This is a genomic window from Methylosinus sp. C49 (assembly GCF_009936375.1).
In the GTDB taxonomy this organism is placed as follows: Bacteria; Pseudomonadota; Alphaproteobacteria; order Rhizobiales; family Beijerinckiaceae; genus Methylosinus.
On record NZ_AP022332.1, the window covers coordinates 1,802,834 to 1,827,433 of the forward strand.

Below are 24,600 nucleotides of genomic sequence, written 5' to 3' on the forward strand. Positions count from 1 at the left end.
GACGTCGCGGCGCTCCGTCAGAGCGCTGCGCGTCTTTGCCCGCGCAGCGCCCGCTGGGCGAGAATCTTGTCGATCCGCCGGCCGTCCTTGTCGAGAACTTCGAAGCGCCATCCGTGCGCGTCGAAGCTCTCGCCGATCTCCGGCAGATGGCCGGCATGCGCCAGAACGAAGCCGGCGGCCGTCTGATAGCTCCGGTCCTCGGACGCGGGCATTGCGAGAAGCTCCAGCATCTCATCGGCGGGCATGGCGCCCGAGACGAGCCATGAGCCGTCGTCGCGCTGAACGGCATGAGGCTCGGGCGGACCTTCCGCCGTCCCGAATCCGCCGGCGATCGCCTCGAGAATGTCGGCGTCGGTCACGATCCCCTGGAAGTGGCCATATTCGTCGAAGACCAGCGCGACATGGACGGAGGCGCGCTTGATCATCTCGACCACGTCCAGCGCATCGGCGGAGGCCGGGACGATCGGGGCCTGGCGCACGAAATCGCTCGGCTGCGGGCTCTCGCCGCGCAGATAGGAGTCGAGCAGGTCCTTCGCCTGCAGCACGCCGAGCATGTTCTCGGTCTTGCCGCGATAGGCGGGCTGCCGCGAATGGACGCTGGCGATGATCGCCGCACGGATCGACTCCGGCGAATCGTCGAGATCGATCATGTCGACCTCGCCGCGCGGCGTCATCACGCCGCGGACCGGGCGATCGCCGAGACGCATGACGCCGGCGATCATCGCGCGCTCGCCCGGCTCCAGAACGCCGGCGGTCTCGGCCTCGGCGACGAGCGCCCGGATCTCCTCGTCCGAAACGAGATGCGCGCCCGCCGCGCCATGGCCGAGCGCGCGCAGAAGCGCGCGTCCAGAGAGATCGAGAAGGAAGACGAGCGGCGCGGCGAGCCGAGCCAGCAGGCTCATGACCGGAGCGACGGCGGCGGCGATCCGTTCGGGATCGCGCAGGGCGATCTGCTTAGGCACGAGCTCCCCGACGATCAGCGACACATAGGTGATCGCCGCGACGACGACGCCGACGCCGAGCGTCTCCGACATGGCTGGAGACAGGCCTCGAGACGCGATCCATTCGGAGAGCCGCGCGCCGAGCGTTGCGCCGGAGAAGGCGCCGGACAGCACGCCGATCAGCGTGATGCCGATTTGAACGGCGGAGAGAAATTTTCCAGGATCGGAAGCGAGGTCGAGGGCGGCGCGCGCGCCGGGAACCCCGCGCTCCGCCGAGGCTCTGAGGCGCGCAGGGCGCGCCGATACGACGGCGAGCTCCGCCATCGCGAGCGCGCCATTGACCATGGTCAAGGCGATGACGATGGCAATTTCCAAGTAAGGCATAGATGCGAGCATAGCCGCGCCGTCGCCGTCCCGCGAGTCCCCCCTTCGGGTCGGCGACGATCGCGAGAGCGCAAAAACGCCGCTTCGCCCTCGCTGTTCGAGCGGGAATCCTCGCGCTCCAGTCGTCGCACCCTCTTTTCGAGCGCGAGGGTCTTTCCCATATCGGCCGTGAAGGTCGCCGCAAGGGGCCGTTTTCACGCCATATAGGGACGAGGCGCGCCGCTTAGCGTGGCGTCTCGAGACCGGAGGGTTTCCATGAATTTCGACAAATACACGACGCGCGCGCAGGGCTTCGTGCAGGCCGCGATGTCGCTCGCGACGCGTGAGGGCAATCCGCAGCTCACGCCCGAGCATGTTTTGAAAGTGCTGCTCGACGATGAGCAGGGCCTTTCCGCCGGCCTCATCGATCGCGCCGGCGGCCGCTCGCGAGAGGCGCTCGCCAAGACGGAAGCCGCGCTCGCCAAGCTGCCGAAAGTCTCCGGCGGCGGCGCCGGACAGCCTTCGCTCAATCAGGCCACCGCGCGGCTCTTCGACAATGCGGAGAAGCTCGCGCAAAAGGCCAGCGATTCCTATGTCACCGTCGAGCGATTGCTGCTCGCCATCGCGCTCGAGAAGGGAACCGACGCGGCGCGCATTTTGAGCGAGGCCGGCGTGACGCCGCAGACGCTCAACTCCGCCATAGAGGATTTGCGCAAGGGCCGCACCGCCGATTCCGCCTCGGCCGAGAGCGCCTATGATTCGCTGAAGAAATATGCGCGCGATCTCACCGAGGCCGCGCGCGAGGGCAAGCTCGATCCGGTGATCGGCCGCGACGAGGAGATTCGCCGCACGATTCAGGTGCTGTCGCGGCGCACCAAGAACAATCCCGTGCTGATCGGCGAGCCCGGCGTCGGCAAGACGGCGATCATCGAGGGGCTGGCGCTGCGCATCGTCAATGGCGACGTGCCGGAATCGCTGCAGGACAAGAAGCTGCTCGCGCTCGACATGGGCGCGCTGATCGCCGGCGCGAAATATCGCGGCGAGTTCGAGGAGCGCTTGAAAGCCGTGCTCAATGAGATCACCGCCGCGCAGGGCGGGATCATATTGTTCATCGACGAGATGCATACGCTGGTCGGCGCCGGCAAGGCGGATGGCGCGATGGACGCCTCCAATCTGCTGAAGCCCGCATTGGCGCGCGGCGAATTGCATTGCGTCGGCGCCACCACGCTCGACGAATATCGCAAGCATGTGGAGAAAGACGCCGCTCTGGCGCGGCGCTTCCAGCCGGTGTTCGTCGACGAGCCGACGGTCGAGGACACCATCTCCATTCTGCGCGGGCTGAAAGAAAAATACGAGATGCACCATGGCGTGCGCATCACCGACGCCGCGATCGTGGCGGCGGCGACGCTCTCCAATCGTTACATCTCGGACCGCTTTCTGCCGGACAAGGCGATCGATCTCGTCGATGAGGCGGGCTCGCGCCTGCGCATGCAGATCGATTCCAAGCCCGAGGAATTGGACGAGCTCGATCGGCGCATCATTCAGTTGCGCATAGAGCAGGAGGCGCTGCGCAAGGAGACCGATCCGGCCTCGAAGGATCGGCTCGCCAAATTGGAGACCGAGCTCGCCGAGCTGACCGAGAAATCATCGGCGCTCACGCAGCGCTGGAAGTCCGAGAAGGACAAGCTCGGCCATGCGCAAAAGCTGAAGGAGCAGCTCGAGAACGCACGCAACGAGCTGGCCCAGGCGCAGCGCCGCGGCGAGTTTCAGCGCGCCGGCGAGCTGGCCTATGGTCTGATCCCCGATCTCGAGCGCAAGCTCGCGTCGAGCGAGAAGGAGGGCGCGCAGAAAATGCTCGAGGAGGAGGTCACTCCCGAGCATGTGGCGCAGGTCGTCTCGCGCTGGACCGGCATTCCGGTCGATAAAATGCTCGAGGGCGAGCGCGAGAAGCTGCTCCATATGGAGGACGAGCTGGCGCGCCGCGTCGTCGGGCAGAAGGAGGCCGTCGCCGCCGTCTCCACGGCGGTGCGCCGCGCCCGCGCAGGATTGCAGGATCCCAACCGGCCGATCGGCTCTTTCATCTTCCTGGGGCCGACCGGCGTCGGCAAGACGGAGCTGACCAAGGCGCTCGCCAATTTCCTCTTCGACGATGAGACCGCTTTGGTGCGGCTCGACATGTCGGAATATATGGAGAAGCATTCGGTGGCGCGGCTCATCGGCGCGCCTCCCGGCTATGTCGGCTATGAGGAGGGCGGCGCGCTCACCGAGGCGGTGCGGCGTCGGCCCTATCAGGTCGTGCTGTTCGACGAGATCGAGAAGGCGCATCCCGATGTGTTCAACGTCCTGCTGCAGGTGCTGGACGATGGGCGCCTCACCGACGGCCAGGGCCGCACCGTCGATTTCAAGAACACGCTCATCATCATGACGTCGAATCTCGGCTCCGAATTCCTGGTGATGCAGCAGGAGGGAGAGGATTCCTCCGCCGTGCATGCCGAGGTGATGCAAGTGGTGCGGTCGCATTTCAGGCCGGAGTTCCTGAACCGCGTCGATGAGATCGTGCTGTTCCACCGCCTGCGGCGGGAGGATATGGGCGCGATCGTCGATATTCAGATCCTGCGGCTGCAAAAGCTGCTGGACGATCGCAAGATCACGCTGAAGCTCGACGACAAGGCGCGGGCGCTGCTCGCCGCCAAGGGCTACGACCCGGCCTATGGCGCGCGCCCGCTGAAGCGCGTTATCCAGAAGGAGCTGCAGGATCCGCTCGCCGAGGCGCTGCTCGGCGGCGACATAGTGGACGGCTCGACCGTGTGGGTCTCGACCGACAGCCAGGGGCTGACCTTGGACGGGCGGCCGATCGGACGGCGGAGCTTCGGAGCCGAAAAAGCGGCGTGAGCGATGAGAGGAGATGGGGGCGCTGCGCGCGCCCTCATCCGACCTCGCTTCGCGAGGCCACCTTCTCCCCCTGCGCGGGAGAAGGGCCGCTGCGTCTAATTTCTTGTCTTCTTTCAAAAAGGGCGGTCTCCTTCTCCCACTCGTGGGAGAAGGAGACCGCCAATGCGCGACGGATGAGGGCCCACCGGCGCGCAACTTGCTTCTCGCGAGCCGGAGGCGCGCGATGAAATTCTATATGACGCCGGGGTCCTGCTCGACCGGAATTCACATTCTGCTCGAGGAGATCGGCCTCGTCTTCGAGGCCTATATCCTCAATCTGCCGCGGGGCGATCATCTGAAGCCCGAATATCTCGCCATCAACCCGCATGGCACGATTCCGACGCTGGTGCGCGACGACGGCACGGCGCTCTGCGATTTTGTCTCGATCGCGACATGGCTCGCCGAGACCTATCCGCGCCGCAAGCTCTTGCCCGAGGATCTCGCCGGCAAGGAGCGGGCGATGGAAGTGCTCAATTTCGCCACGCGCTACATTCATGGCGAGGGCTTCCGTCGCGTCTTCACGCCGGAGCGCTACGCCGTCGCGGGCGACATAGAGGCGGTGAAGGCGCAGGGTCGCGAGATCGTCGCCGAGGCGCTGCTGAAAGTGAGCGGCGAGCTCGACGGCAAGAGCTATGCGGCGGGCGCCTTCTCCATCGCTGACGCCGGCCTGTTCTATGTGGAGTTCTGGGCCGACAAGATCGGCATGGAGCTGCCGGTCAATTGCCGCGCGCATTATGAGCTGATGAAGACGCGGCCCACGGTGCGGCAGGTGCTGGCCGAGGAAGGCTATCGCTGAGCTTTTGCTTTTCCGCGCGACATCTTGCCGCATGATTGTCCCCGCGGGCGCCTTGACCCTTCGCCGCCACTCCCCTAGCGTTGAGGCTCGCAGCTCGGAGAAGGCGGCCGTGCAAGTCGAGACTCGCAAGATCTTCAGAATGGAGAGAGCCGTCGTCGGCATGCTGACGGCTGCTGTTCTTCTGCTGCAGATCGTGGCGGTCGGCTTCGCCACCGGGGCCATGGCTCAGGACCGCGCTTTCGGCGTCGTCTGCGTCACCGCTCAATCGGGTGCTCCCGCCTCCGACACCGCGCCGGTCGAGAAGCATGTCGGCCCTTGCTGCATGCTCCATTGCAGCGCGGCGGCCGAGGTCGATGGCTCCGACGCCGTGGTCATCGTCCTCGCTTTCGACTTCCCCGCAGCCTCTCCCCCGGTCTTCGGCGATCGGACGGCTGTGGCCGTCGCCTCGCCGCCGGAATTGCGGCCCCTCTCGCCACGCGCGCCACCCACCGCCTTCGCCTGATCCCATTGTGACATCGGGGGCGCGTTTCGCCGTCCCCGAGCCGGGAACAGGCCGCGTCTGACGATCGAAGCGCCTCTCGCCGCCGATCGTGACGCCTGAAAGCGGGTTTGGAGAGCGATCGGCTCTTTCCCGTCCTTCAATCGACGAATTTCCGCCTGTGTCTCGCCGAGCGATCGCGCGTCTCGAATGCGTGGGCTCGCAGGCTCATCAGGCGATCCCATCGGCGCCGCGCGCGCCACTCCTCTTCACTCGGAAGCTCTCCTCCGAGTGGGGCTCCCAACTTTCAACCCCGCCCGATGACGATGGTCTCGGGCGGGTCTTTTTTTTGGCGGGGGAGGGGGAAAGTCAGGCCGCGGCGGCGGTGACGCGATTGCGGCCGCCGCTCTTCGACTCATAGAGCGCCTTGTCGGCGCGCCGCAGCAGCGCCTCGGCGTTGGCGTCCTTGCCGCGCTCGGCGATGCCGATCGAGGTGGTCACGGGAATGGCGCTGCCGTTGCGGTCGATGCAGAAGGGCTCGGACTGTATGGCGGCGCGCACGCGCTCCGCCACTTTGGCGGCGACGACCAGCGGCGTGTCCGGCATCACGATGACGAACTCCTCGCCGCCGAGGCGGCAGATGAGGTCGGCGCTGCGCACCACGCGCTTCATGCGTTGCGCGAAATGCTTCAGCACCTCGTCGCCGGCGTCATGGCCATGGGTGTCGTTGACCGCTTTGAAATGATCGATGTCGAGCATCATCAGCGTCAGCGCGCGGCCTTTGTGCGCGGATTGATCGAGCAGAGCGGCGAGATGCGTCTCGAGATAGCGCCTGTTGTTGAGGCCGGTCAGCGAATCGACGGCGGCGAGCTCGATGGCGGCCTGCAGATCGGACCGCAGGCTATCGGCGTAGCGCTTGCGGCGCAGCTGGCTGCGCACGCGGGCGACCAGCTCGTTTCGATCGACCGGCCGCACGATATAGTCGTTCACGCCGAGATCGAGGCCACGCAAAATGCGGCTGCGGTCGTCCATATCGGCCATGACGAGAATGGGCAGCGCGCGCGTGCGCTCGAGCGAGCGAATTTGGCTGCAGAAGCGCAGCGCGTCGAATCCCTTGAGGTCGAGGCTGACGGCGATGAGATCGAAATTCCCTTCCGCGGCGCGGAACAGCGCGTCCTGCGGGTCGGAGACGATCGTCACCTCATGCTGATCGCGCAGCGCCATGGTGATTCGCTCGGCCGAGCTGCCGCGATCCTCGAGCACGAGAATGCGGCCGTTCTTGCCGGCGTCGGCCATTGCGCGCGCGCCCTTGTCGCCGAGGCCGAGGCTGGCGGAAGTGTCTGCGCGGGCGCGCAATTCGTCGAGCATCACCTTGAGGCGGGCGAGCGAGCGAACGCGCGCGATGAGCGCGATCTCATCGACGGGCTTGGTGAGGAAATCGTCGGCGCCGGCCTCGAGGCCGCGCAGCCTGTCGGCCGGCTGATCGAGCGCCGTGACCATCACGACCGGAATATGCGCGGTGATGGGGTCGGCCTTCAGGCGCCTGCACACCTCGAAGCCGTCCATGCCCGGCATCATCACATCCAACAGCACGATGTCGCAACGTTCCTCGCGGCAGAGCGCGATCGCCTCCGGCCCGTTGGTCGCCGAGAGGACGTCGAAATATTCGGCTGTCAGACGCGCCTCGAGCAATTTGATATTGGGCAGAAGATCGTCGACGATCAGAATGCGTGCGGTCATGACGCTCGGCCTCTCACCTGTCCGCCAAAAATGCGTTCACGGTTTCCAGAAAGCGGGCCACGGAGATCGGCTTCGAGAGATAGGCCTCGCAGCCGCCCTGGCGAATTTTCTCCTCGTCGCCCTTCATCGCGAAGGCTGTGATCGCGATGATGGGGATGGAGCGCAACTGCTCATCGTCCTTGATCCAGCGCGTGACCTCGAGGCCCGAGATCTCCGGCAGCTGAATATCCATCAATATGAGGTCGGGCGAGTGGCTGCGCGCCAGCGCGATCGCCTCGACGCCGCTCTTGGTCTGCAGCGTCGAATGCCCATTGGCCTCGAGGAGATCGTTGAAGAGCTTCATGTTGAGCTCGTTATCCTCTACGATGAGGACGGTTTTGGGCATTGGCTCCGCTCTCGCGATTCTGCTCTCGTTTCGGCGCGGCTCGCGCCCATTGGCTCTCGTTCCCGAAGGCGGCGGCGGAAGGTTCCGTCTCGTCTCGAAATCGAAAGCCGGTGCATTCGAAGACGATCTCGCCTTCGGGTTAGCAGATGAAGATTGATGAAATGAAAATCGAAAAGACTAGACACCGTCTCGGTGGCGAAAAGCGGGCGGCCGCGCCATCGAAATCGGACGCGCGATCTATGGCCTTGCGATCACTTGTCTTTCTGGCTGCGGATGATGATCGCATGGGTCGTTTTCTGGCGCTCACCGGCGTCGATCCGGGCGATATTCGCGCGCTGATGGGCGAGGAAGGCTTTCAAATCGCTCTGCTCGCGCATATTTGCGGCGACGAGCCGCTGCTCCTCGATTTCGCCAGCGGAGAAAATATTTCGCCCGAGAGCGTCGTCGCCGGGCTGATGGCGCTATCCGGCCCCGCGATGGATTGAGGCGCGAAAGCGGCGCAACGGAGTCGAAGCGCCGAATCATCGCCGTTTTTCGTCATGATTGCCCGTCATCCAGGCTATCGGCCCCCGCTTTGGCGACGATGCCGTCCTGGAAGGATTGCACGCCGGAGACGCCGATCGCTCCCACAATATCGCCGCGATAGACGAGCGGCAGCCCGCCTTCCACGGCCGTGATCCCGGGCAGGCTGAGCATGGCGACGCGTCCGCCGGCGACGATATCCTCGAGCGCCTTGCTCGGACGCTTGAACAAAGCCGCTGCGCGCGCCTTATGCGTCGCGATCTCGGCGGAGGCGGTCTGCGCGCCGTCCAGACGCTGCAAAAGCACGAGATGGCCGCCCTCGTCGACGATGGCGACGACGACGCTCCAGTCATTCTTCACCGCTTCGGCCTCCGCCGCGGCGGCGACGCGCCGAGCGTCGGCGAGAGTGAGCGCAAATCTGGTTTTCATCGCAATGGGTCCTCACCTTCGCGGCCGCGGCGAGCGGCGGGCTTGCGCGCCGGCGCCCGCTCGAATAGGGAGGTTACGAGCACGAAACGGCCGGCGCGCGCAAGCCGGCTGCAGCGCCGAGCCACAGTTTCGGCATTGTCAGTGAGACCGCATGTCCCTCCTCATGCCGCTACCCGAGCAGGCGATAATGGCGCGCCGCGAGGAGCTGCTCGCGCGCCTGCGCGCCATTCTGCCTGCTGGCAATGTCATTGCGGACGAGACCGCGCGCCGCGCCTATGAATGCGACGCGCTGGTCATGTATCGCGCTCTGCCGCTGGTCGTGGCGCTGCCGGAGACGGTGGCGCAGGTCAGCGCGATCATGGCGCTGGCGCAGGAGATGAATGTGAAAGTTGTGCCGCGCGGCGCCGGCACCTCGCTCTCCGGCGGCGCGCTGCCGCTCGAGGACGGCATTCTGCTCGGAATGGCCAAGTTCAACCGCATATTGGAGGTGGATTTCGAGAATCGCTGCGCGCGCGTGCAGCCCGGCGTGCAAAATCTCGCCATCTCGAAAGCCGTCGAATATGCGGGCTTCTATTATGCGCCCGATCCCTCCTCGCAGATCGCTTGCACCATCGGCGGCAATGTCGGCGAGAACGCCGGCGGCGTGCATTGCCTGAAATATGGGCTGACCACCAACAACATACTCGGACTCGAGATGGTGCTGATGGGCGGCGAGGTGCTGCGCCTCGGCGGCAAGCATCTGGATAGCGAGCTCTATGATCTCATGGGGCTGATGACGGGCTCGGAAGGGCTGCTCGGCGTGGTGACGGAGGTGACGGTGCGGCTGCTGCAAAAGCCCGTCTCCGCGCGCGGCCTGCTGCTCGCTTTTCCCACAGTGGAGGCCGGCGCGCGCTGCGTCGGCGCCATTATCGCGCGCGGTATTATTCCGGGCGGGCTCGAGATGATGGATGCCGCCACCATTGGCGCGGTCGAGAATTTTCAGCCCTGCGGCTATCCGCTCGACGCCGGCGCCATTGTCATCGTGGAGCTGGACGGCACGCCGGCCGAGGTCGATCATCTCGTCGCCGTGGTGGAGGAGATCGCCCGCGCCGAGGGCGCGACGGAGACGCGCGTCTCGCAGAGCGAGGCCGAGCGGCTGCGCTTCTGGGCCGGGCGCAAGAACGCTTTTCCGGCGGTGAGTTGCATCGGCCCGGATTATCTCTGCATGGACGGCACGATCCCGCGCGGCCGACTGCCGGAAGTGCTGACGCGCATGGATGGGCTGGCGAAGCTGCACGGGCTTCGCGTCGCCAATGTGTTTCACGCCGGCGACGGCAATCTGCATCCGCTCATTCTCTATGACGCCTCCAAGGAGGGCGATATCGAACGCGCCGAGAAGCTCGGCGCCGATATTCTCCGCCTTTGCGTCGAAGTCGGCGGCGTGCTGACCGGCGAGCATGGCGTCGGCGTCGAGAAGCGCGATCTGATGGGCGAGATGTTCGACGAGACCGATCTCGCGCAGCAGCAGCGCGTCAAATGCGCCTTCGATCCGCAGCACAGGCTCAATCCGGGAAAAGTGTTTCCGACTCTGCATCGCTGCGCCGAGCTCGGCATTATGCATGTGCAGAGCGGCAAGCTGCCGTTCCCAGAGCTGCCGAGGTTTTGATGACGCCGGCCGATTTCCAGCCGACTTCGCGCGCGTCCCTTCTCCCACTCGTGGGACAGCCGGGTCGGATGAGGGGCCGGGCAAAATTCGCGGGCTCAAATGAGAAGACGATGTTTTTTCGTAAACGGGCGAGGACCCTCATCCGACCCCGCTTTGCGGGGCCACCTTCTCCCGCAGGCGGGAGAAGGAGTCGCGCGCCGCGACTCGGGAGCAGCGTCATATGCCGCTGACTCCGAGAGACGAAGCCGACGTCACCGAGGCCATCCGCGCCGCGCTCGCGGAGGATGCGCCTTTGTCGATCGAAGGCCATGGCTCGAAATCCGCGCTCGGCCGCGCAACTCGGCGCGAGCGCGTGCTCTCGCTCGCCGCGCTCACGGGCGTCACGCTCTATGAGCCGCAGGAGCTGGTGCTGACGGCGCGCGCGGGAACGCCCTTGCGCGAGATCGTCGCTCTGCTCGATGCGCAAAATCAGCAATTGGCCTTCGAGCCGATGGATCATGCGGCGCTGCTCGGCGGCGCGCGTGGCGACGCCACCATTGGCGGCGTCATCGCCGTCAACGCCTCCGGCCCGAGGCGCATAAAGGCGGGCGCGGCGCGCGATCATCTGCTCGGCTTTCGCAGCGTCACCGGCCGCGGCGAGATCGTCAAATCCGGCGGCCGCGTGATGAAGAATGTCACCGGCTATGATCTCTCCAAGCTCGTCGCCGGCTCCTATGGCACGCTCGCCGCGCTCACCGAGCTGACGCTGAAGGTGCTGCCCAAGGCGGAGACGGAAGAGACATTGCTGCTCTCCGATCTCGGCGCGGAGAAGGGCCTCGCAGCGCTGCGCAAGGCGTCGGGCTCGCCTTATGAAGTGTCGAGCCTCGCCTATGATCCGCAGGGCGACGCCGCCGCGCTGCGGCTCGAAGGGCCTCAGATTTCCGTCACGACGCGCCGCGACGATCTCACGCGCTTTCTCGCCGATTTCGACGGCGCGACGAGCATTCTCGCAGCAGACGAAAGCCGCGCATTCTGGACGCGCATTCGCGACGCCGAGCCGATCGCCGGGGAGGGCGTCATATGGCGCGTCTCGCTCGCGCCGACGGACGGTTTTGCATTCGTCGAGCGGCTGCGCGGCGCCGGCGCGCCGATCGTCGCGCATGTCTATGATTGGGCCGGCGGCCTCGTCTGGCTGCGCCTCGAGACGGTGGCCGACGCGCATGCGACGGCCATACGCGCCATCGTCGATGCGCTCGGAGGCCATGCGACGCTCATTCGCGCCGCCGCCGATATTCGCGCGCGCGTCGATGTGTTCCATCCGCAGCCTTCTGCGTTGGCGTCGCTCACACGGCGCGTGAAGGAGGCCTTCGATCCGCGCTTCATTCTGGAGCGCGGCCGCTTGCGCGCGGAGTTCTGAACGCGACGATGCTGACGCAATTCTCTCCTGAGCTTCTCGCCGATTCCGACATGTCGCAGTCTGAGAAGATTCTGCGCGCCTGCGTGCATTGCGGCTTCTGCACGGCGACATGCCCGACCTATCTGCTGACTGGCGACGAGCTCGATTCGCCGCGCGGGCGCATCTATCTCATGAAGGAGATGCTGGAGAACGGCCGCGCCGCAGACGAGCGCACCGTGCGTCATGTCGATCGCTGCCTCTCCTGCCTCTCCTGCATGACGACATGTCCGTCGAGCGTGCATTACATGCATCTCGTCGATCATGCGCGCGCGCATATAGAGAAAACCTATCGGCGTCCGCTCCTCGATCGCTTGCTGCGCGCGACGCTCGCCTTTGTGCTGACGCGGCCGGGGCTGTTCCGGCAGTCCATGCGCGCCGCGGCGTTGGCGCGTCCTTTCGCGGGCCTGCTGCCGCGGCGTTTGCGAGACATGATCGCAATGGCGCCGGCGCATTTGCTTGCGCCTTCGCCGATCGATCGCCCGCAAATCGTCGCCGCGCAGGGCGTGCGCAAAATGCGCGTCGCTCTGCTGAGCGGCTGCGCGCAGACCGTGCTCGACACGAAAATTCATGAGGCGACCGCGCGGCTGCTGACGCGGCTCGGCGCGGAAATCGTGGTGGCGGAGGGCGCCGGCTGCTGCGGCGCGCTCCCGCATCATCTCGGCAAGAGCGTGGACGCACATGCGCTCGCGCGCCGCAATATCGAGGCCTGGACGCGCGAGATCGAACGCGGCGGGCTCGATCATATCGTCATCGACACATCCGGCTGCGGAACGACGGTCAAAGACTATGGTCATATGTTCCGCGACGATCCTGCGCTCGCGGAAAATGCTGCGCGCATCGCCGCAATGGCGCGCGATGTGACGGAAGTGATCGCCGCTCTCGATTTCGCGCCGTCGGTCGATGTCGGACGGCTGCGCGTCGCCTATCATTCCGCCTGCTCATTGCAGCATGGGCAGAAGATCGCCGATCTGCCGATGGAGCTGCTGCGTCGCGCCGGCTTCGACGTGGTTCCCGTGCCCGAGAGCCACATCTGCTGCGGTTCGGCGGGGACCTATAATCTCTTGCAGGGCGAACTCGCGAGCGCGCTGCGTGATCGCAAAGTCGCTAATATCCGATTGGTGGCGCCGCAGGCGATCGCCGCCGGCAATCTCGGCTGCATGATTCAGATCGGGCAGGGGACGGCCATTCCCGTCGTCCATACGGTGCAATTGCTGGACTGGGCGAGCGGCGGCCCGAAGCCGCTCGCCTAGAGCAGATCGGTCAGCGCAAGAAGCCGACGATATCCTTCACCGCGTCCATATTGGCGCGCGCCAATTCGCGCGCCCGCACGGAGCCGTCGCGCAGCACCGCGTCTATATAGTCCGTATCGGCCATCAGCTTGCGCATTTCGGCGGTGATCGGCGAGAGCTTCGCCACGGCGAGGTCGACGAGGGCGACTTTGAAAGTCGAGAAATTGGAGCCGCCAAATTCGCCGAGGACATCGGCTTTCGTGCGCTGCGACAGCGCCGCGAAAATGCCGACGAGATTATCCGCTTCGGCGCGTCCCTCGAGGCCCTTTTCTTCCGAAGGAAGCGCGTCTGGGTCGGTCTTGGCCTTGCGCACCTTCTGCGCGATCTGGTCGGCGTCGTCGGAGAGATTTATGCGCGAATAGTCGGACGCGTCCGATTTCGACATTTTCTTCGTGCCGTCGCGCAGGCTCATCACGCGCGTCGCCGGGCCGGAGATCAGCGGCTCCGGCAGCGGGAAGAAAGCGTCGTTGAAGCCGTTGCGCGCGATCGATTCGGCGAAGTCGTTGTTGAACTTCTGTGCAATGTCGCGGGCCAGCTCCAAATGCTGCTTCTGATCCTCGCCGACCGGCACATGGGTGGCGCGATAGAGAAGAATGTCGGCGGCCATCAGCACCGGATAGTCCAAGAGGCCCATGGAGGCGTTCTCGCGATCCTTGCCGGCCTTGTCCTTGAACTGCGTCATGCGGTTCAGCCAGCCGATGCGGGCGACGCAATTCAAGACCCACGCCAGCTCGGCGTGCTCGGCCACCTGACTCTGATTGAAAACGATGTTCTTCTTCGGATCGATTCCGCAGGCGATGAAGGCGGCCGCGATCTCGCGCGTGTTGTTGCGCAGCGCGACCGGGTCCTGCGGCACGGTGATGGCGTGCAGGTCCACGACGCAATAGAGGCAGTCGAAGCTCTGCTGCAGCTCGACGAATTTGACGATCGCGCCGAGATAATTGCCGAGATGCAGATTGCCGGTGGACTGCACGCCGGAGAAGACGCGCTGCGGAAAGCTGGTCATGAGGAGCGCCGAGTGGTTGAGGCCGGCGGCCCTTATGACAATGCGGGCGCCCGAGCGCAAGAACCCGAGCGCAACTATCCCGCCTCAGCCCCGCTCGGCCGCCGCCCAGGCCTCATAGCCGCCGTCGAGGCTGTAGACCTCGGCAAAGCCCATATCGGCGAAGATGCGGGCGTAGGACTGGCTGGAATTGCCGTGATAGCAGCAGACGATGACCGGCCTGTCCTTCGGCGTCTCGAAGAGATAATAGGTCATATCGTCCTGAGAGGCGTTCTCCGCGCCCTCTATATGGCCGCGCGCGAAGGATTGCGGATCGCGCACGTCGAGGACGAGCGTCTCGCCGCGGCTCATCACGTCGCGCGCGGCGGCGACGTCGATCCTGCGAAAATCTTGCGCCATTGTTCGGTCTCGCGCTCTTAAAAGGCGCCCTCGGCGCCGCTCCGGCCGCGCCATGCGAAGACGGGGCCAACCGGCCGAACGAGACGAGCCGACGGAAGAGGCGGTTCTACCTCCCCCTCGAGGGCGCGTGAGCGCGCGCTCCGTGTTCGGCGCCCGCTCTCGACAATCGGCGCCGCCTCGTGTATGGCGACGCGTCCAAATCAAAACAGCGTCCCGAAACGCTCGCCACGCCGTCCGGCGCAAGGCGAAACGGCAGGAGTTTTTTTCATGCCCTCCATCATCGAGCAACTCGACGCCGAGCAATCGGCCCGCCTTCTCGAAGGCAAGTCGATCCCGGAATTCCGCCCCGGCGACACCGTCATCGTCAATGTGAAGGTGAAGGAAGGCGAGCGCTCCCGCATCCAGGCCTATGAGGGCGTGGTGATCTCCCGCCAGGGCGGCGGCCTCAACGAGGCCTTCACCGTCCGCAAGATTTCCTATGGCGAGGGCGTTGAGCGCGTGTTCCCCCTCCATTCGCCGCTCATCGACTCGATCAAGCTGGTCCGCCGCGGCAAGGTCCGCCGCGCCAAGCTCTATTATCTGCGCGACCGTCGCGGCAAATCCGCCCGCATCGCCGAGCGCATCGACAATAAGGCCAAGGCCAAGGCCAAGCCGGCCCCCGCGGCCGAGTAAGGTTCTCGCGGAGCCTTTCCCGATATTGCGAAGCGTGGCGGAGCGATCCTGTGCGGCGATGGCCGCAGGATCGCTTCGTCGTCTCTATGTGAGAATATCGATGAGCAAAATCCTGTTCTGGGATTTCGAGGGCGTCGTCGCGCGCCGCGTGCCGGACTGGCGGCTGACGGAGGGCGCGGCGGAGACGCTGGAGGCGCTGGCCGCCAAGGGCTGGACCCATGTCGCATTCGCCGCTGGGACGCAGGATCTCGCCGCTGTGGCGGAAGGGCTCGGCCTCGCCGGCAGATTCGCCGCGCTCCATGACGCCGCAGAGGGCGCGGAGCCGCTGGCGCGGGCGATAGAGGCCGCGCGGCCGTTCGATCAGGCTTTCGTCATCGCCGCCAGCGTGGCCGGCGCCGTGCTGCCGGCGCGCGCAGCTGTGGTTCCGTCCATTCTGGTCGGCGACGCCTCGCCGCTGGCGCAATTCTGCTGCGAATCGCCGTCGGAGATCGAGCTGGCGCTGGACACTTGGACGTCGATGCGGCGCTCTTTCTTCGTCGAGCCCTGAGCGCTCAGGCGCCGTTCCGCGAATCGAGCGGCGCGTTCAAAATCCATCTGTGGCCGAAGGGATCGCGCAGCGCCGCGTAGCGCGTGCCCCAGAAAGTATTGGTCGGCTGCGTCTCGATCTTCGCGCCGAGCTGGCTCGCGCGGGTGACGATCTCGTCCACCTCCTGCGCTTTGTCATATTCCAGGCTCACCGAGGCGGTGACCTGCTCGCCGGGCAGCGGCATGCGGGCGTGGCCCAATTCTGGAAAGACGTCGGCGAGCATGACCGAGCCGCCATTGATGGCGAGCTCGCAATGGGCGATGCGCATTCCATCCACGGAAGGCATCAGCGCCCTTTGCTGCGCGCCGAAAGCCGCGCTGTAGAAAGCGATCGCGCCGGCGGCCGGCGAGACGGTGAGATAGGGCGCGACCCTCGGGCGCTGCATGTCATTCCCTCGCCGGTGTTTCCTCGGGGACGATCTCGTCGCCCCAGTCTTTCTTTTTTATAGGCGCGTAAGCCGCTTTATCGCGCTTCGCCACCGTAACTTCTTCGATTCCCGCCACAGAGCAAAGCTCTATCCTTAATCCATGCTTTAGGACCTCCGGCCGCGCCATCATCCGAGCCGGGGCTGGCGCAATGGAGGCTTCCGGCCGCGTGGCGACCAGATAGGCGAATTTCTCGTCCTCGAAGGGCGCGTCGGCTCCTTTGAGCAGCTTATGGTCGCGCGAGCGGGCGAGCCGCACCGAGAAATGGCACCAGTCCGGCGGCTCCAGCGGGCAGGGCGCCGAATGCGGGCAGGGCAGGGAGACGCGCGCGCCCGAGGCGATTAGCCGCGCCCGCATCCGCATCAGCCGCGCATGATCGCGCGGCGTGCCGGGCTCGACGAGGATCAGAGCGCCGGCGCAATTCGCCCAGGCGGAGTCGATGGCGCGGTCGAGGCTGTTTTCCGCGATCTCGGTCAGCGCATAGCTGGCGACGACGAGATCGAAAGGCGCGCCGAACTCGGGCGGCGCGGACAGATCGCCGGCGATGATTCTCGCCTTCTCCGAGGCCGCGCCGCCGAGCCGGCGGGCGAGCGCGAGAAAGGGCTCGCTGCGGTCGAGCAGCACATTCTCGTCGATTTGCTCGTCGATCTGCGGCCAGAGCGCGCGCGCGGCGAGGCTCGCGGTCCCGAGCCCCGCGCCGAGGTCCAGCATGCGCCGCGGCGAAAAATCCGGCGCCCGTTCGGCCAGCCGGCCGAGAACATGGATGGTCGCCGCATAGGTCGCCGGGAGCCGATAGAGGGCGTAGGCGAGAGCGTCGTCCTCGCAGAGGATCGCCTGCGCCGTCGTCCCGCCGGAGCGATAGAGGGCGGAAATGCGCGCCGCCCGCTCCGCCAGAGCCCGGCGCGAGCGCTCGTCCAGCAGGCGCTCCAGCGCCGCCGTAAGCTCCTGTGGCGGCGCCGTCGATATTCGCGTCACGTCGAAGGGACCTCCCGCTGGGGCGTCGGCGAGATTACATGCTTCCAAGCCGCCCATGTTGCGAGTAGAACAGCCTACCCGGTTCGGTCGAGGCCGAATTACGGTTCTTTTTACGGCTCGGAGCAGGAACGAGACAAATGGCAGGACGCCCGCGCACGCTCTACGACAAGATCTGGGACGATCATGTGGTTCACGAGCAGGAGGACGGCGCGTCCCTCATCTACATCGACCGCCATTTGATTCATGAGGTGACGAGCCCGCAGGCTTTCGAGGGGCTGCGCACCTCCGGCCGCAAGGTCCGCGCGCCGGGCAAGACGCTGGCCGTCGTCGACCATAATGTGCCGACGACCGACCGCTCTCTGCCGATCACCGATCCCGAGAGCAAGGCGCAGGTCGAGCAGCTTGCCATCAACGCCGCGGAATTCGGCGTCGAATATTACAATGAGCATGATTCGCGGCAGGGCGTCGTGCATATCGTCGGCCCGGAGCAGGGCTTCACTCTGCCCGGCACGACGATCGTCTGCGGCGACAGCCACACCTCCACCCATGGCGCCTTCGGCGCGCTCGCCCATGGCATCGGCACCTCCGAGGTCGAGCATGTTCTGGCGACGCAGACGCTGATCCAGAAAAAGGCCGCCAACATGCTGGTGCGCGTCGACGGCAAGCTGGCCGAGGGCGCGACCGCCAAGGACATAATTCTCGCCATCATCGGCGAGATCGGCACCGCCGGCGGCACTGGCCATGTGATCGAATATGCGGGCGAGGCGATCCGCGACCTCTCGATCGAGGGCCGCATGACCGTCTGCAACATGTCGATCGAAGGCGGCGCCCGCGCCGGCCTCGTCGCGCCGGATGAGAAAACCTATGAATATCTCCGCGGCCGGCCCAAGGCCCCTCAGGGCGAGGCCTTCGACGCCGCCGTCCGCTATTGGGAGACGCTGCGCTCCGACGAGGGCGCGCATTACGACCGCGTGATCGTGCTCGACGCCGCCGCTCTCCCGCCGACCCTCACCTGGGGCACCTCGCCCGAGGATGTGATGCCGATCACCGGCCTGGTGCCGACGCCGGACAGCGTCGCCAATCCAGCCAAGCGTCAGGCCATCGCCCGCGCGCTCGAGTATATGGGGCTCGAGGGCGGCGAGAAGGCCATCGACATCGCCATCGATCGCGTCTTCATCGGCTCCTGCACCAATGGCCGCATCGAGGATCTTCGCGCCGCCGCGGCGGTCATCGCCGGCAAGCAGATCAACGCCAAGGTCAACGCCATCGTCGTGCCGGGCTCCGGCCTCGTGAAGGCGCAGGCCGAGGCGGAGGGGCTGGACAAAGTGTTCACCGCCGCCGGCTTCGAATGGCGCGAGCCGGGCTGTTCCATGTGCCTCGCGATGAATCCGGATCGTCTTGCGCCGGGCGAGCGCTGCGCCTCCACCTCGAACCGCAATTTCGAGGGCCGCCAGGGCTTCAAGGGCCGCACGCATCTCGTGTCGCCGGCAATGGCGGCGGCGGCTGCCATCGCCGGCCATTTCGTGGACGTTCGCAGCTGGAGGTAAATCTCGCATGGCCTCGCCGCTCGACGACAGCGCTCTCGCCCAGCTCCGCGCCCCTTCGCTCGAGGACCTCGAGGTGCTGGCCGATGCGGCTTTCGCCTCGCTGCCGTCGCGCTTCACGCGGCTCTGCGAAGGTCTCGTGATCCATGTCGAGGATTTCCCGGACGAGGAAATCCTCGAGGAGATGGAATGCGAGACCGAGTTCGATCTTCTGGGGCTGTTCCGCGGCCAGGGTCTCGCCCAGCGCGAGGCTGCGGCGCAAACCGGCGAGCCGCCCAATATGATCTGGCTCTATCGCCGTCCGATCATCGATTATTGGGCGGATGGCGAGGACACGCTGCAAGAGATCATCACCCATGTCCTCGTGCATGAGATCGGCCACCACTTCGGCCTCTCCGACGAGGATATGGAGGAGATAGAGCAAAAGGCGGGGTGAAAGCTCAGTCCGGCGGGGCCGGGAAGCGCAGCTCGCAGCGCAGGCCCTTTTCGGCGCCGGGCTCTATGATGGCGGCGCCGCCCAGTTGCTGGCCGAGCGAGCGCACCAGCTTCTGCCCCGAGCCGAGGCCCATCGCTTCCATCGAGGCGGGGCCGACGCCATCGTCTTCCACGCTGAGGGCGAGATCGTCGCCGTCGCGCCTCAGCCGCACCTTCACCGTGCCCGCGCGCTCATCGGGAAAGGCGTATTTCAGCGCATTGACGACGAGCTCGTTGACGATCAGCGCGACCGCGCGGGCCTCGTCCACCTCGAGCGCGCAATCGGCGACCTCGGTCCGCAGCGCGATCGGCCGCTCGTCGATGAGCGCCAGCCGAAGATTGGCGCAGAGATCGTCGAGGAGCGGCCGCATCCACACGTCGCGCCCCCCGTCATGCTGGAGCAGCGCATAGACGCGGCTCACCACGGCGACGCGGCTCGACGCCGCGAGCAATGAGGCGCGCGCATTGTCGTCGTCGAGCGCGCGCGCCTCGGTCTGCAGCATCGAGCAGACGAATTGCAGATCGTTCTTCGTGCGATGCGCCATCTCCTGGAGATAGAGGTTCTTCAATCGCTCGGTCTTGGTCGCCAGCGTCTGGGCGGCGGCGGCCTCGCTGTCGCTGCGATCGATCACGCCCGAGAGCTCCTGCATCACGAAGACGATGGCGAGAGCGACGGCGATGAACAGCACGAGAGCGAGAGCTTCCGCTGGATCAGAGACGGCGAAGCCTTCGCCCGGAAACGAAAAATAAGCGGCGAGCGCCGCGCTGAGGGCCGTCGACCAGCCGCCCGCCTCGCCGCCGAAGAAAAGCGCCGAGAACATCACGGCGGGAATGAAAAGGAGCAGCTGTCCCGGCGGCAATCTCTCATGCAGCAATGTCTGCAGCGCGAACGCGCCCAGGGAGAGGCCGGACGCTCCGAGAAAGCGCGCCCAAATGGGCAGAGCCCGCGAGCGCGCGGCCAGCGCGAAAAGGTCATGCATGGATGCTCGTCTCATTCGTGAGCGCGGCCGTCAGCTCGGCAGCCGCATCGTCAATTCGAATGTAGCGCCCTGTAGCGGCTGCGACCGTGCGGTCAGCGTCCAGCCGTGGCGATCGGCGATCGTTTTGCAAATGGCGAGCCCGATTCCGGTGCCCGGATATTCGGCCTTGCTGTGCAGACGCTTGAACGGCTCGAAAATGGCGCTCGCATATTTCGCCTCGAAGCCGACGCCGTCATCGGAGACCGAGAGGCGCAGCAGAGAATCCTCGACATGGCCGTGGATGGCGATGCGCGGCGTCTCGCCCTGGCGGCGGAATTTTATCGCATTGCTGACGAGATTATGCATGAGCCGTGCGAATTGCGGCGGGTCCGCCTCGAATTCCACGCAGGGCGCGTCGAGGCTGACATCCGCGCCCGATTCCTCGATCAGCTCGGAGAGATCGGTCAGCGCGGATTGGATCTCGACGCGCAGATCGCGCCGCTGCACTTTGAGCGGCGCCTCGACGACGCGCGAATAGACCAGCAGATCCTCGACCAGCTCGCGCGCGCGCAGCGCCGATCCGCGCATCACCTCGCTCGCATAGGAGATGTCCTTCTGATCGGAGGAGGCGACGGCGGCGTCGAGCATTTGCGAGAAGGCGACGATCTTGCGCAGCGGCTCCTGCAGATCATGCGAGGCGACATAGGCGAAGCGGGCGAGCCGCTCATTGACGCGCTCGAGCTCGACGATGCGCTGCTCCAGCGCGCGCTCGGCCGTGAGCCGGGCGGCTTCCTCGCGCCGGCGCTCGGTCACATCCTGCGCATAGCCGTGCCAGATGGTGGAGCCGTCGGCCTGTCGCACCGGTTGCGCCTGCGTCTCCAGCCAGATCGTCCCCTTGGAGGGATGGTCGTAGCGGAACTGCTCGCGCAGCAGCGTCATCTGCGCCGCCGAGCGCGCGAAGCTCGCGCGCATGCGCTCATTGTCGGCGCCGTCGATGCGGCGGAGCATTGGCGCGGCGTTGTCGCAAATCTCCTCCGGCGCGACGCCGAAGACATTGCGCACATTTTCCGCGAGATAAGGGCAGGAGCTGAAGCCGCCGGTGTCGAGCCGGAAGGAGAAGACGACGCCGGGCGCCGCCAGCGCGACATTGCCGAACTGCTCGACGAGCCGCGCATTCTGCGCCGCGAGCCGCTCCATCGCATGGCGCGTCTCCAGATTGTCGACATGCGTCAGCGTGCGCTGGAAGGCTTCGCCGACGACGATGATGAGGCTGTTGGTCGTGAGGAATGTCGCGAAGGCGAGCGCATCTTCGAGGCCCTCGATCCGCGCGAGCCAGAGCTGGGCGACGGCGGCGCTGATGAGCAGCGTCAGCGCGCCGGAGACCGCGCCGCCGGTGAAGGAAGCGACGAGGACGGGAAGATAGAAGGTGACATAGGTATGGCCGCCGCTCTCGCCGGCGATCAGCAGCCGCCAGACGACGCCCGCAGCCGCGGCGAGCACGCCGATGGCGATGCGCCAGGACAGCGGGGAGCGATACCAGCGCACGAGCTGCGGCGCGAGCGTGGCGAAGATCGTGCGGATGCGGCCATGCTCGGCGTGAGGCAGATCGGAACTCGCCGCAGGCGAAGGCGGAGCTTTGAGGCTCGACATGGTTCGGCTCGCTCGAGACGCGGCGGGCGCCGGGCCTTCGCGCCCTATGCGCGCGCTCTTCGGCTCATTTATGACCGAAAGCGGCGCATGGAAGGTCCTGCGACGATAAGCGCCTCACACCGCGCGGTTTCCGGGTGTTTGGCCCTGCTCGTAATTGGTGCCGAAGACGTAGTCCCACCAGATCGCATGGACGCCGAAGCCGCGCTCGGGATCGCGGAAATGATGCAGCATGTGCAGCCGGCGCACCAGATGGCCGAGCTTGGATTTGGGCTGGCCGTGATGCGTCCAGTAATGCACGCAATCATAGAGCACATAGCCGGCGATGAAGCCCGCCAGCATGGGCCAGGCGAAATCGCCGCCGAAGACGAGGCGGATGAGCGAGAGCGCGATCAGCATGATCGGCGTCGACAGCAGCGGCGGCATGACCAGCCGCAGCGGATCGCTCGGATAGATGTGATGCACGCCATGAATGAGGAACTGGAAGCGCGGCCCGAGCCCGAAGGGAAGCGGAAACACCGTATGGAACAGGAAGCGATGGCCGAAATATTCGGTCAGCGTCCAGGCCACATAGCCGGCGACGAAGGCGAGGAGGATATAGCCCGCGCTCGCATAATTGCTCGCATAGGCGATGAGCCAGAGAATGATCGGCCCATAGACGAGCGGCGGGGTCAGATGATGGACGCGCGAATATTTGTCGAGAAGGTCGCTCTCGAAGAGGCGCGGCGAGGCGTCGAGCGTCTCGTGTTCAGTGGCAGTCATGGGAAACTCTACTCCGCCGGGACGGGAACGAGCTGCGCGGCGCTGGCGGTCTCCACATTGGCGGAGCGCGTCCGCAGCGAATAGCGCGGGTCGAAGACAAAGGTGACGAGCAGGGCGAACCACGAATAATGGGCGCCGAGCGGCTTGTAGAACTCGGGCGCCATTTCGGTGAGCTCGGGCAGGCGCCGCCAGGGAATCTCGTGAAAGTCGTGATGCTCGTTGTGATAGCCGATGTTGAGCGCGACTTTGTTGAGCGGGCCGTAATAGTCGAACGTGCCCTGATTGGGGCCAAAGGCGAAATGCTCCTGCACCCAGCGCGCGCTCAGCGGATGCAGCCCGCCGACCGAGAACCAGAAGGAGAGCACGAGATAGAGCAGCGCATTGGGGCCAAAGGCCCATAGCACGAAGATGTCGAAGACCAGGATGACGGCCGTGTTGATATAGGTCCACAGGCCCATGATCGGCACAGTGCCCTTCAGCCGCGACAGGCGCGCCAGCTGGATCGCCGGGAAGAAGAACAGCCACAGCGCCTTGCGCCATGTGCTGTCGCCCACCCACTCCACCTCCCAATGGCTCGGAATGTCGGCGTCGTAATCATAGGCCGACAGATGTGAGTGATGCTTGATGTGATAGCAGCGAAAGCCCATCGCCGTCGGAAAGGCGTTGGGCAGATCGGCGAGCAGAGCGGTGAGCTTGTTGTAGAGCGTGTTCTCGAACACGCAATTATGGATCGCGTCGTGAATGGCGACGAAAGCCGCGTGATTGGCGAAGGCGCCGACGCAAATGGCCAGCAGCAGGGTCAGCGGCCAATAGGAGAGGCCGAGCCAGCCGAGAATGGCGGCGATCGTCAGCTGGCCGGCGAATATGCCAGCGGTGATCTTGAAAGTGAGATCGTCCTTGCCGAACAGCGTCCTCACCTCTGGATGCGCCTCGAGAATGAGGCGGCGACGCTCGACATGCGAGCGATCGGCGGAGGACGTCGAAGAAATCGAGATGACATTCATGGCGTCGCCTCTTCTCTCACAGCCTCGGTTGCGGCGGACGGAGCGCCCGCCACGCGCTTTTCATAGACGCGGTGAATCTTGTCGATCTTGCCGCCGAACATTTCGATCGGCTTGCGCATGCCCATATTGTCCTCGAGCACCCAGCCGGCCTCGAGGGCGACGATGCTGGCGTCGACGCAGCTGCGCCGGCGCATGTCCTCGATCAGCGACAGCAGGATCGCGCCGCCCGTCGCGCTGTTCTGCAGCGTCTTGCGCGTGCCGAGCAGCAGCAGGCGCGCAGTCGAGAATTTGTGCTTGCGGATGCGCGAGATCAGCTTGAGCCAATTGAAGGGCAAGAGCTTGCCATCGAAATCGGCGGTGATCTCGTGCAGATTGGGCAGCGCCACCGCGAAGGAGACCGGCGCGCCGTCGAATTCGAGCACAATGCCGAATTCCGGCGGCATCACATATTTCATGAGGTCCGCGAAGCCGTCGAGCTCGTCCTTGCCGAGCGGCACATAGCCCCAATTGCCGCGCCAGGCGTCGTTGAAGAGATCGGACATCAGCGCGGTTTCGCCCTGCTTCAGATGATCGCGATCGAGCTGGCGAATCTTCAAGCGGTCGCGCCATTCCGGGCGGTCGGCGATGCGGCGTTCCTTGCTGAGATCCTGCTCCGCGGAGAGATGCCGGTAGGAGATCAGATCCTTCGCCTTGTCATAGCCCAGCGCCTCGACGAGCCGCGACAGATAGGGAGGATGCCAGGGCATCAGAAACATCGGCGTCGCTTCGAAACCGTCGATCAGCATGCCGCTTTCGCCATTGATGTCCGGCGAGAAGGGGCCGACGATGGTCTCCGCGCCCCGCGCGCGCAGCCATTCTTCCGCGGCCTGCGTCAATGCGCGCACCACCTCTATGTCGTCGATGGCGTCGAGCGAGCCGAATTGCCAGCGCGAGGTGGAGACGGGCTGAATCGTCTTATAGACCTGCGCGCCGATGCGGCCGACCCATTTGCCGTCCTTGCGCGCCAGAAACTCCTGCGCCTCGACATGCTGGAAATGCGGATTGAGCTTGTGGCTGTAGAGATTCCAGCGCTCGGCGTCGAGCGACGGGGCGAAGCCCTTCTGGCCCTTATAGATGAGACGCGGCAGCTTGCAGAAGGTCAGGAAGCGCAAAAGATTATCGACAGGAACAATCTCGATGCCGGCCATAGCGAACAC

General features: G+C 65.5%; 24 protein-coding genes. 11 read left to right on the forward strand and 13 right to left on the reverse strand.

The features are described 5' to 3' along the window. Nucleotides 1-17 precede the first annotated feature (17 nt). Nucleotides 18-1,325, reverse strand: coding sequence for a hemolysin family protein (locus GYH34_RS08735; protein ID WP_161913242.1), 1,308 nt, complete (start codon nt 1,323-1,325; stop codon nt 18-20). 255 nt (nt 1,326-1,580) lie between these two features. Between GYH34_RS08735 and clpB the strand changes: the two genes are divergently transcribed. From clpB to GYH34_RS08750, 3 genes are all read left to right on the forward strand, one after another. After that, a complete protein-coding gene (gene clpB / locus GYH34_RS08740) occupies nt 1,581-4,196 on the forward strand; it encodes an ATP-dependent chaperone ClpB (RefSeq protein WP_161913243.1) in 2,616 nt (871 codons plus the stop codon). Nucleotides 4,197-4,419: 223 nt separating this feature from the next. Beyond that, complete coding sequence (locus GYH34_RS08745; RefSeq protein WP_161913244.1) at nt 4,420-5,031, forward strand: glutathione S-transferase N-terminal domain-containing protein; 612 nt, start codon at nt 4,420-4,422, stop codon at nt 5,029-5,031. Between the two features lie 139 nt (nt 5,032-5,170). Next, nucleotides 5,171-5,533 carry a hypothetical protein gene (locus GYH34_RS08750; RefSeq protein ID WP_161913245.1) on the forward strand — a complete coding sequence of 121 codons (363 nt, stop codon included), beginning with the start codon at nt 5,171-5,173 and terminating at the stop codon, nt 5,531-5,533. A gap of 345 nt (nt 5,534-5,878) precedes the next feature. Here GYH34_RS08750 and GYH34_RS08755 read toward each other — a convergent pair whose 3' ends face one another. Both GYH34_RS08755 and GYH34_RS08760 read right to left on the reverse strand, forming a co-directional pair. Further along, on the reverse strand, nt 5,879-7,249 hold the full coding sequence (locus GYH34_RS08755; protein ID WP_161913246.1) for a PleD family two-component system response regulator: 1,371 nt from the start codon (nt 7,247-7,249) through the stop codon (nt 5,879-5,881). Nucleotides 7,250-7,262: 13 nt separating this feature from the next. After that, nucleotides 7,263-7,634: a response regulator gene (locus tag GYH34_RS08760; protein WP_018266322.1), complete on the reverse strand. Its 372-nt coding sequence runs from the start codon at nt 7,632-7,634 to the stop codon at nt 7,263-7,265. A 161-nt stretch (nt 7,635-7,795) separates the two neighbouring features. On the opposite strand from GYH34_RS08760, the gene GYH34_RS22175 reads away from it, so the two are divergent. Further along, a complete protein-coding gene (locus tag GYH34_RS22175; RefSeq protein WP_256367043.1) occupies nt 7,796-8,119 on the forward strand; it encodes a DUF3572 domain-containing protein in 324 nt (107 codons plus the stop codon). 52 nt (nt 8,120-8,171) lie between these two features. On the opposite strand, the gene GYH34_RS08770 is transcribed toward GYH34_RS22175, so the two are convergent. Then, nucleotides 8,172-8,585 (reverse strand): heme-binding protein, encoded by a 414-nt coding sequence (locus tag GYH34_RS08770; RefSeq protein WP_161913248.1) that lies wholly within the window; start codon nt 8,583-8,585, stop codon nt 8,172-8,174. A gap of 151 nt (nt 8,586-8,736) precedes the next feature. Between GYH34_RS08770 and GYH34_RS08775 the strand changes: the two genes are divergently transcribed. The 3 genes from GYH34_RS08775 to glcF all read left to right on the forward strand — a co-directional run bounded on the left by GYH34_RS08775 (nt 8,737) and on the right by glcF (nt 12,915). Then, on the forward strand, nt 8,737-10,230 hold the full coding sequence (locus GYH34_RS08775; RefSeq protein WP_161913249.1) for an FAD-linked oxidase C-terminal domain-containing protein: 1,494 nt from the start codon (nt 8,737-8,739) through the stop codon (nt 10,228-10,230). A gap of 220 nt (nt 10,231-10,450) precedes the next feature. Continuing rightward, complete coding sequence (gene glcE / locus GYH34_RS08780; protein WP_161913250.1) at nt 10,451-11,626, forward strand: glycolate oxidase subunit GlcE; 1,176 nt, start codon at nt 10,451-10,453, stop codon at nt 11,624-11,626. A gap of 8 nt (nt 11,627-11,634) precedes the next feature. Then, the gene (gene glcF / locus GYH34_RS08785) at nt 11,635-12,915 is read left to right on the forward strand and encodes a glycolate oxidase subunit GlcF (protein ID WP_161913251.1); all 1,281 of its coding nucleotides are present in this window, start codon (nt 11,635-11,637) and stop codon (nt 12,913-12,915) included. A 10-nt stretch (nt 12,916-12,925) separates the two neighbouring features. Here glcF and trpS read toward each other — a convergent pair whose 3' ends face one another. After that, a complete protein-coding gene (trpS, locus tag GYH34_RS08790; RefSeq protein WP_161913252.1) occupies nt 12,926-13,960 on the reverse strand; it encodes a tryptophan--tRNA ligase in 1,035 nt (344 codons plus the stop codon). Nucleotides 13,961-14,044: 84 nt separating this feature from the next. Continuing rightward, complete coding sequence (gene glpE / locus GYH34_RS08795; protein WP_018266315.1) at nt 14,045-14,356, reverse strand: thiosulfate sulfurtransferase GlpE; 312 nt, start codon at nt 14,354-14,356, stop codon at nt 14,045-14,047. Between the two features lie 267 nt (nt 14,357-14,623). Here glpE and rplS point away from each other — a divergent pair, with 267 nt between their 5' ends. Continuing rightward, nucleotides 14,624-15,028 (forward strand): 50S ribosomal protein L19, encoded by a 405-nt coding sequence (gene rplS, locus GYH34_RS08800; protein ID WP_161913253.1) that lies wholly within the window; start codon nt 14,624-14,626, stop codon nt 15,026-15,028. A 100-nt stretch (nt 15,029-15,128) separates the two neighbouring features. After that, entirely contained in the window at nt 15,129-15,575 is a 447-nt protein-coding gene (locus GYH34_RS08805; RefSeq protein ID WP_161913254.1) for a hypothetical protein, read from the forward strand. 4 nt (nt 15,576-15,579) lie between these two features. Here the strand turns inward: GYH34_RS08805 and GYH34_RS08810 are convergent, their stop codons facing one another. Both GYH34_RS08810 and GYH34_RS08815 read right to left on the reverse strand, forming a co-directional pair. Continuing rightward, the gene (locus GYH34_RS08810) at nt 15,580-15,999 is read right to left on the reverse strand and encodes a VOC family protein (RefSeq protein ID WP_161913255.1); all 420 of its coding nucleotides are present in this window, start codon (nt 15,997-15,999) and stop codon (nt 15,580-15,582) included. A 1-nt stretch (nt 16,000) separates the two neighbouring features. After that, on the reverse strand, nt 16,001-17,014 hold the full coding sequence (locus GYH34_RS08815) for a small ribosomal subunit Rsm22 family protein (RefSeq protein ID WP_244635326.1): 1,014 nt from the start codon (nt 17,012-17,014) through the stop codon (nt 16,001-16,003). A gap of 137 nt (nt 17,015-17,151) precedes the next feature. On the opposite strand from GYH34_RS08815, the gene leuC reads away from it, so the two are divergent. After that, on the forward strand, nt 17,152-18,561 hold the full coding sequence (leuC, locus tag GYH34_RS08820; RefSeq protein ID WP_161913257.1) for a 3-isopropylmalate dehydratase large subunit: 1,410 nt from the start codon (nt 17,152-17,154) through the stop codon (nt 18,559-18,561). Between the two features lie 7 nt (nt 18,562-18,568). Then, complete coding sequence (locus tag GYH34_RS08825) at nt 18,569-18,994, forward strand: metallopeptidase family protein (protein ID WP_024880668.1); 426 nt, start codon at nt 18,569-18,571, stop codon at nt 18,992-18,994. Between the two features lie 4 nt (nt 18,995-18,998). Here the strand turns inward: GYH34_RS08825 and GYH34_RS08830 are convergent, their stop codons facing one another. The 5 genes from GYH34_RS08830 to GYH34_RS08850 form a co-directional block, all read right to left on the reverse strand. Continuing rightward, nucleotides 18,999-20,012 carry a histidine kinase dimerization/phosphoacceptor domain -containing protein gene (locus tag GYH34_RS08830; protein ID WP_161913258.1) on the reverse strand — a complete coding sequence of 338 codons (1,014 nt, stop codon included), beginning with the start codon at nt 20,010-20,012 and terminating at the stop codon, nt 18,999-19,001. Nucleotides 20,013-20,042: 30 nt separating this feature from the next. Further along, nucleotides 20,043-21,641 carry an ATP-binding protein gene (locus GYH34_RS08835; protein ID WP_161913259.1) on the reverse strand — a complete coding sequence of 533 codons (1,599 nt, stop codon included), beginning with the start codon at nt 21,639-21,641 and terminating at the stop codon, nt 20,043-20,045. A gap of 114 nt (nt 21,642-21,755) precedes the next feature. After that, a complete protein-coding gene (locus tag GYH34_RS08840; protein ID WP_024880665.1) occupies nt 21,756-22,400 on the reverse strand; it encodes a sterol desaturase family protein in 645 nt (214 codons plus the stop codon). An 8-nt stretch (nt 22,401-22,408) separates the two neighbouring features. Further along, on the reverse strand, nt 22,409-23,404 hold the full coding sequence (locus GYH34_RS08845; protein WP_161913260.1) for a fatty acid desaturase: 996 nt from the start codon (nt 23,402-23,404) through the stop codon (nt 22,409-22,411). Then, on the reverse strand, nt 23,401-24,591 hold the full coding sequence (locus GYH34_RS08850; protein WP_161913261.1) for a hypothetical protein: 1,191 nt from the start codon (nt 24,589-24,591) through the stop codon (nt 23,401-23,403). Before GYH34_RS08850 ends, GYH34_RS08845 begins: the two co-directional genes overlap by 4 nt. Nucleotides 24,592-24,600 lie beyond the last annotated feature (9 nt).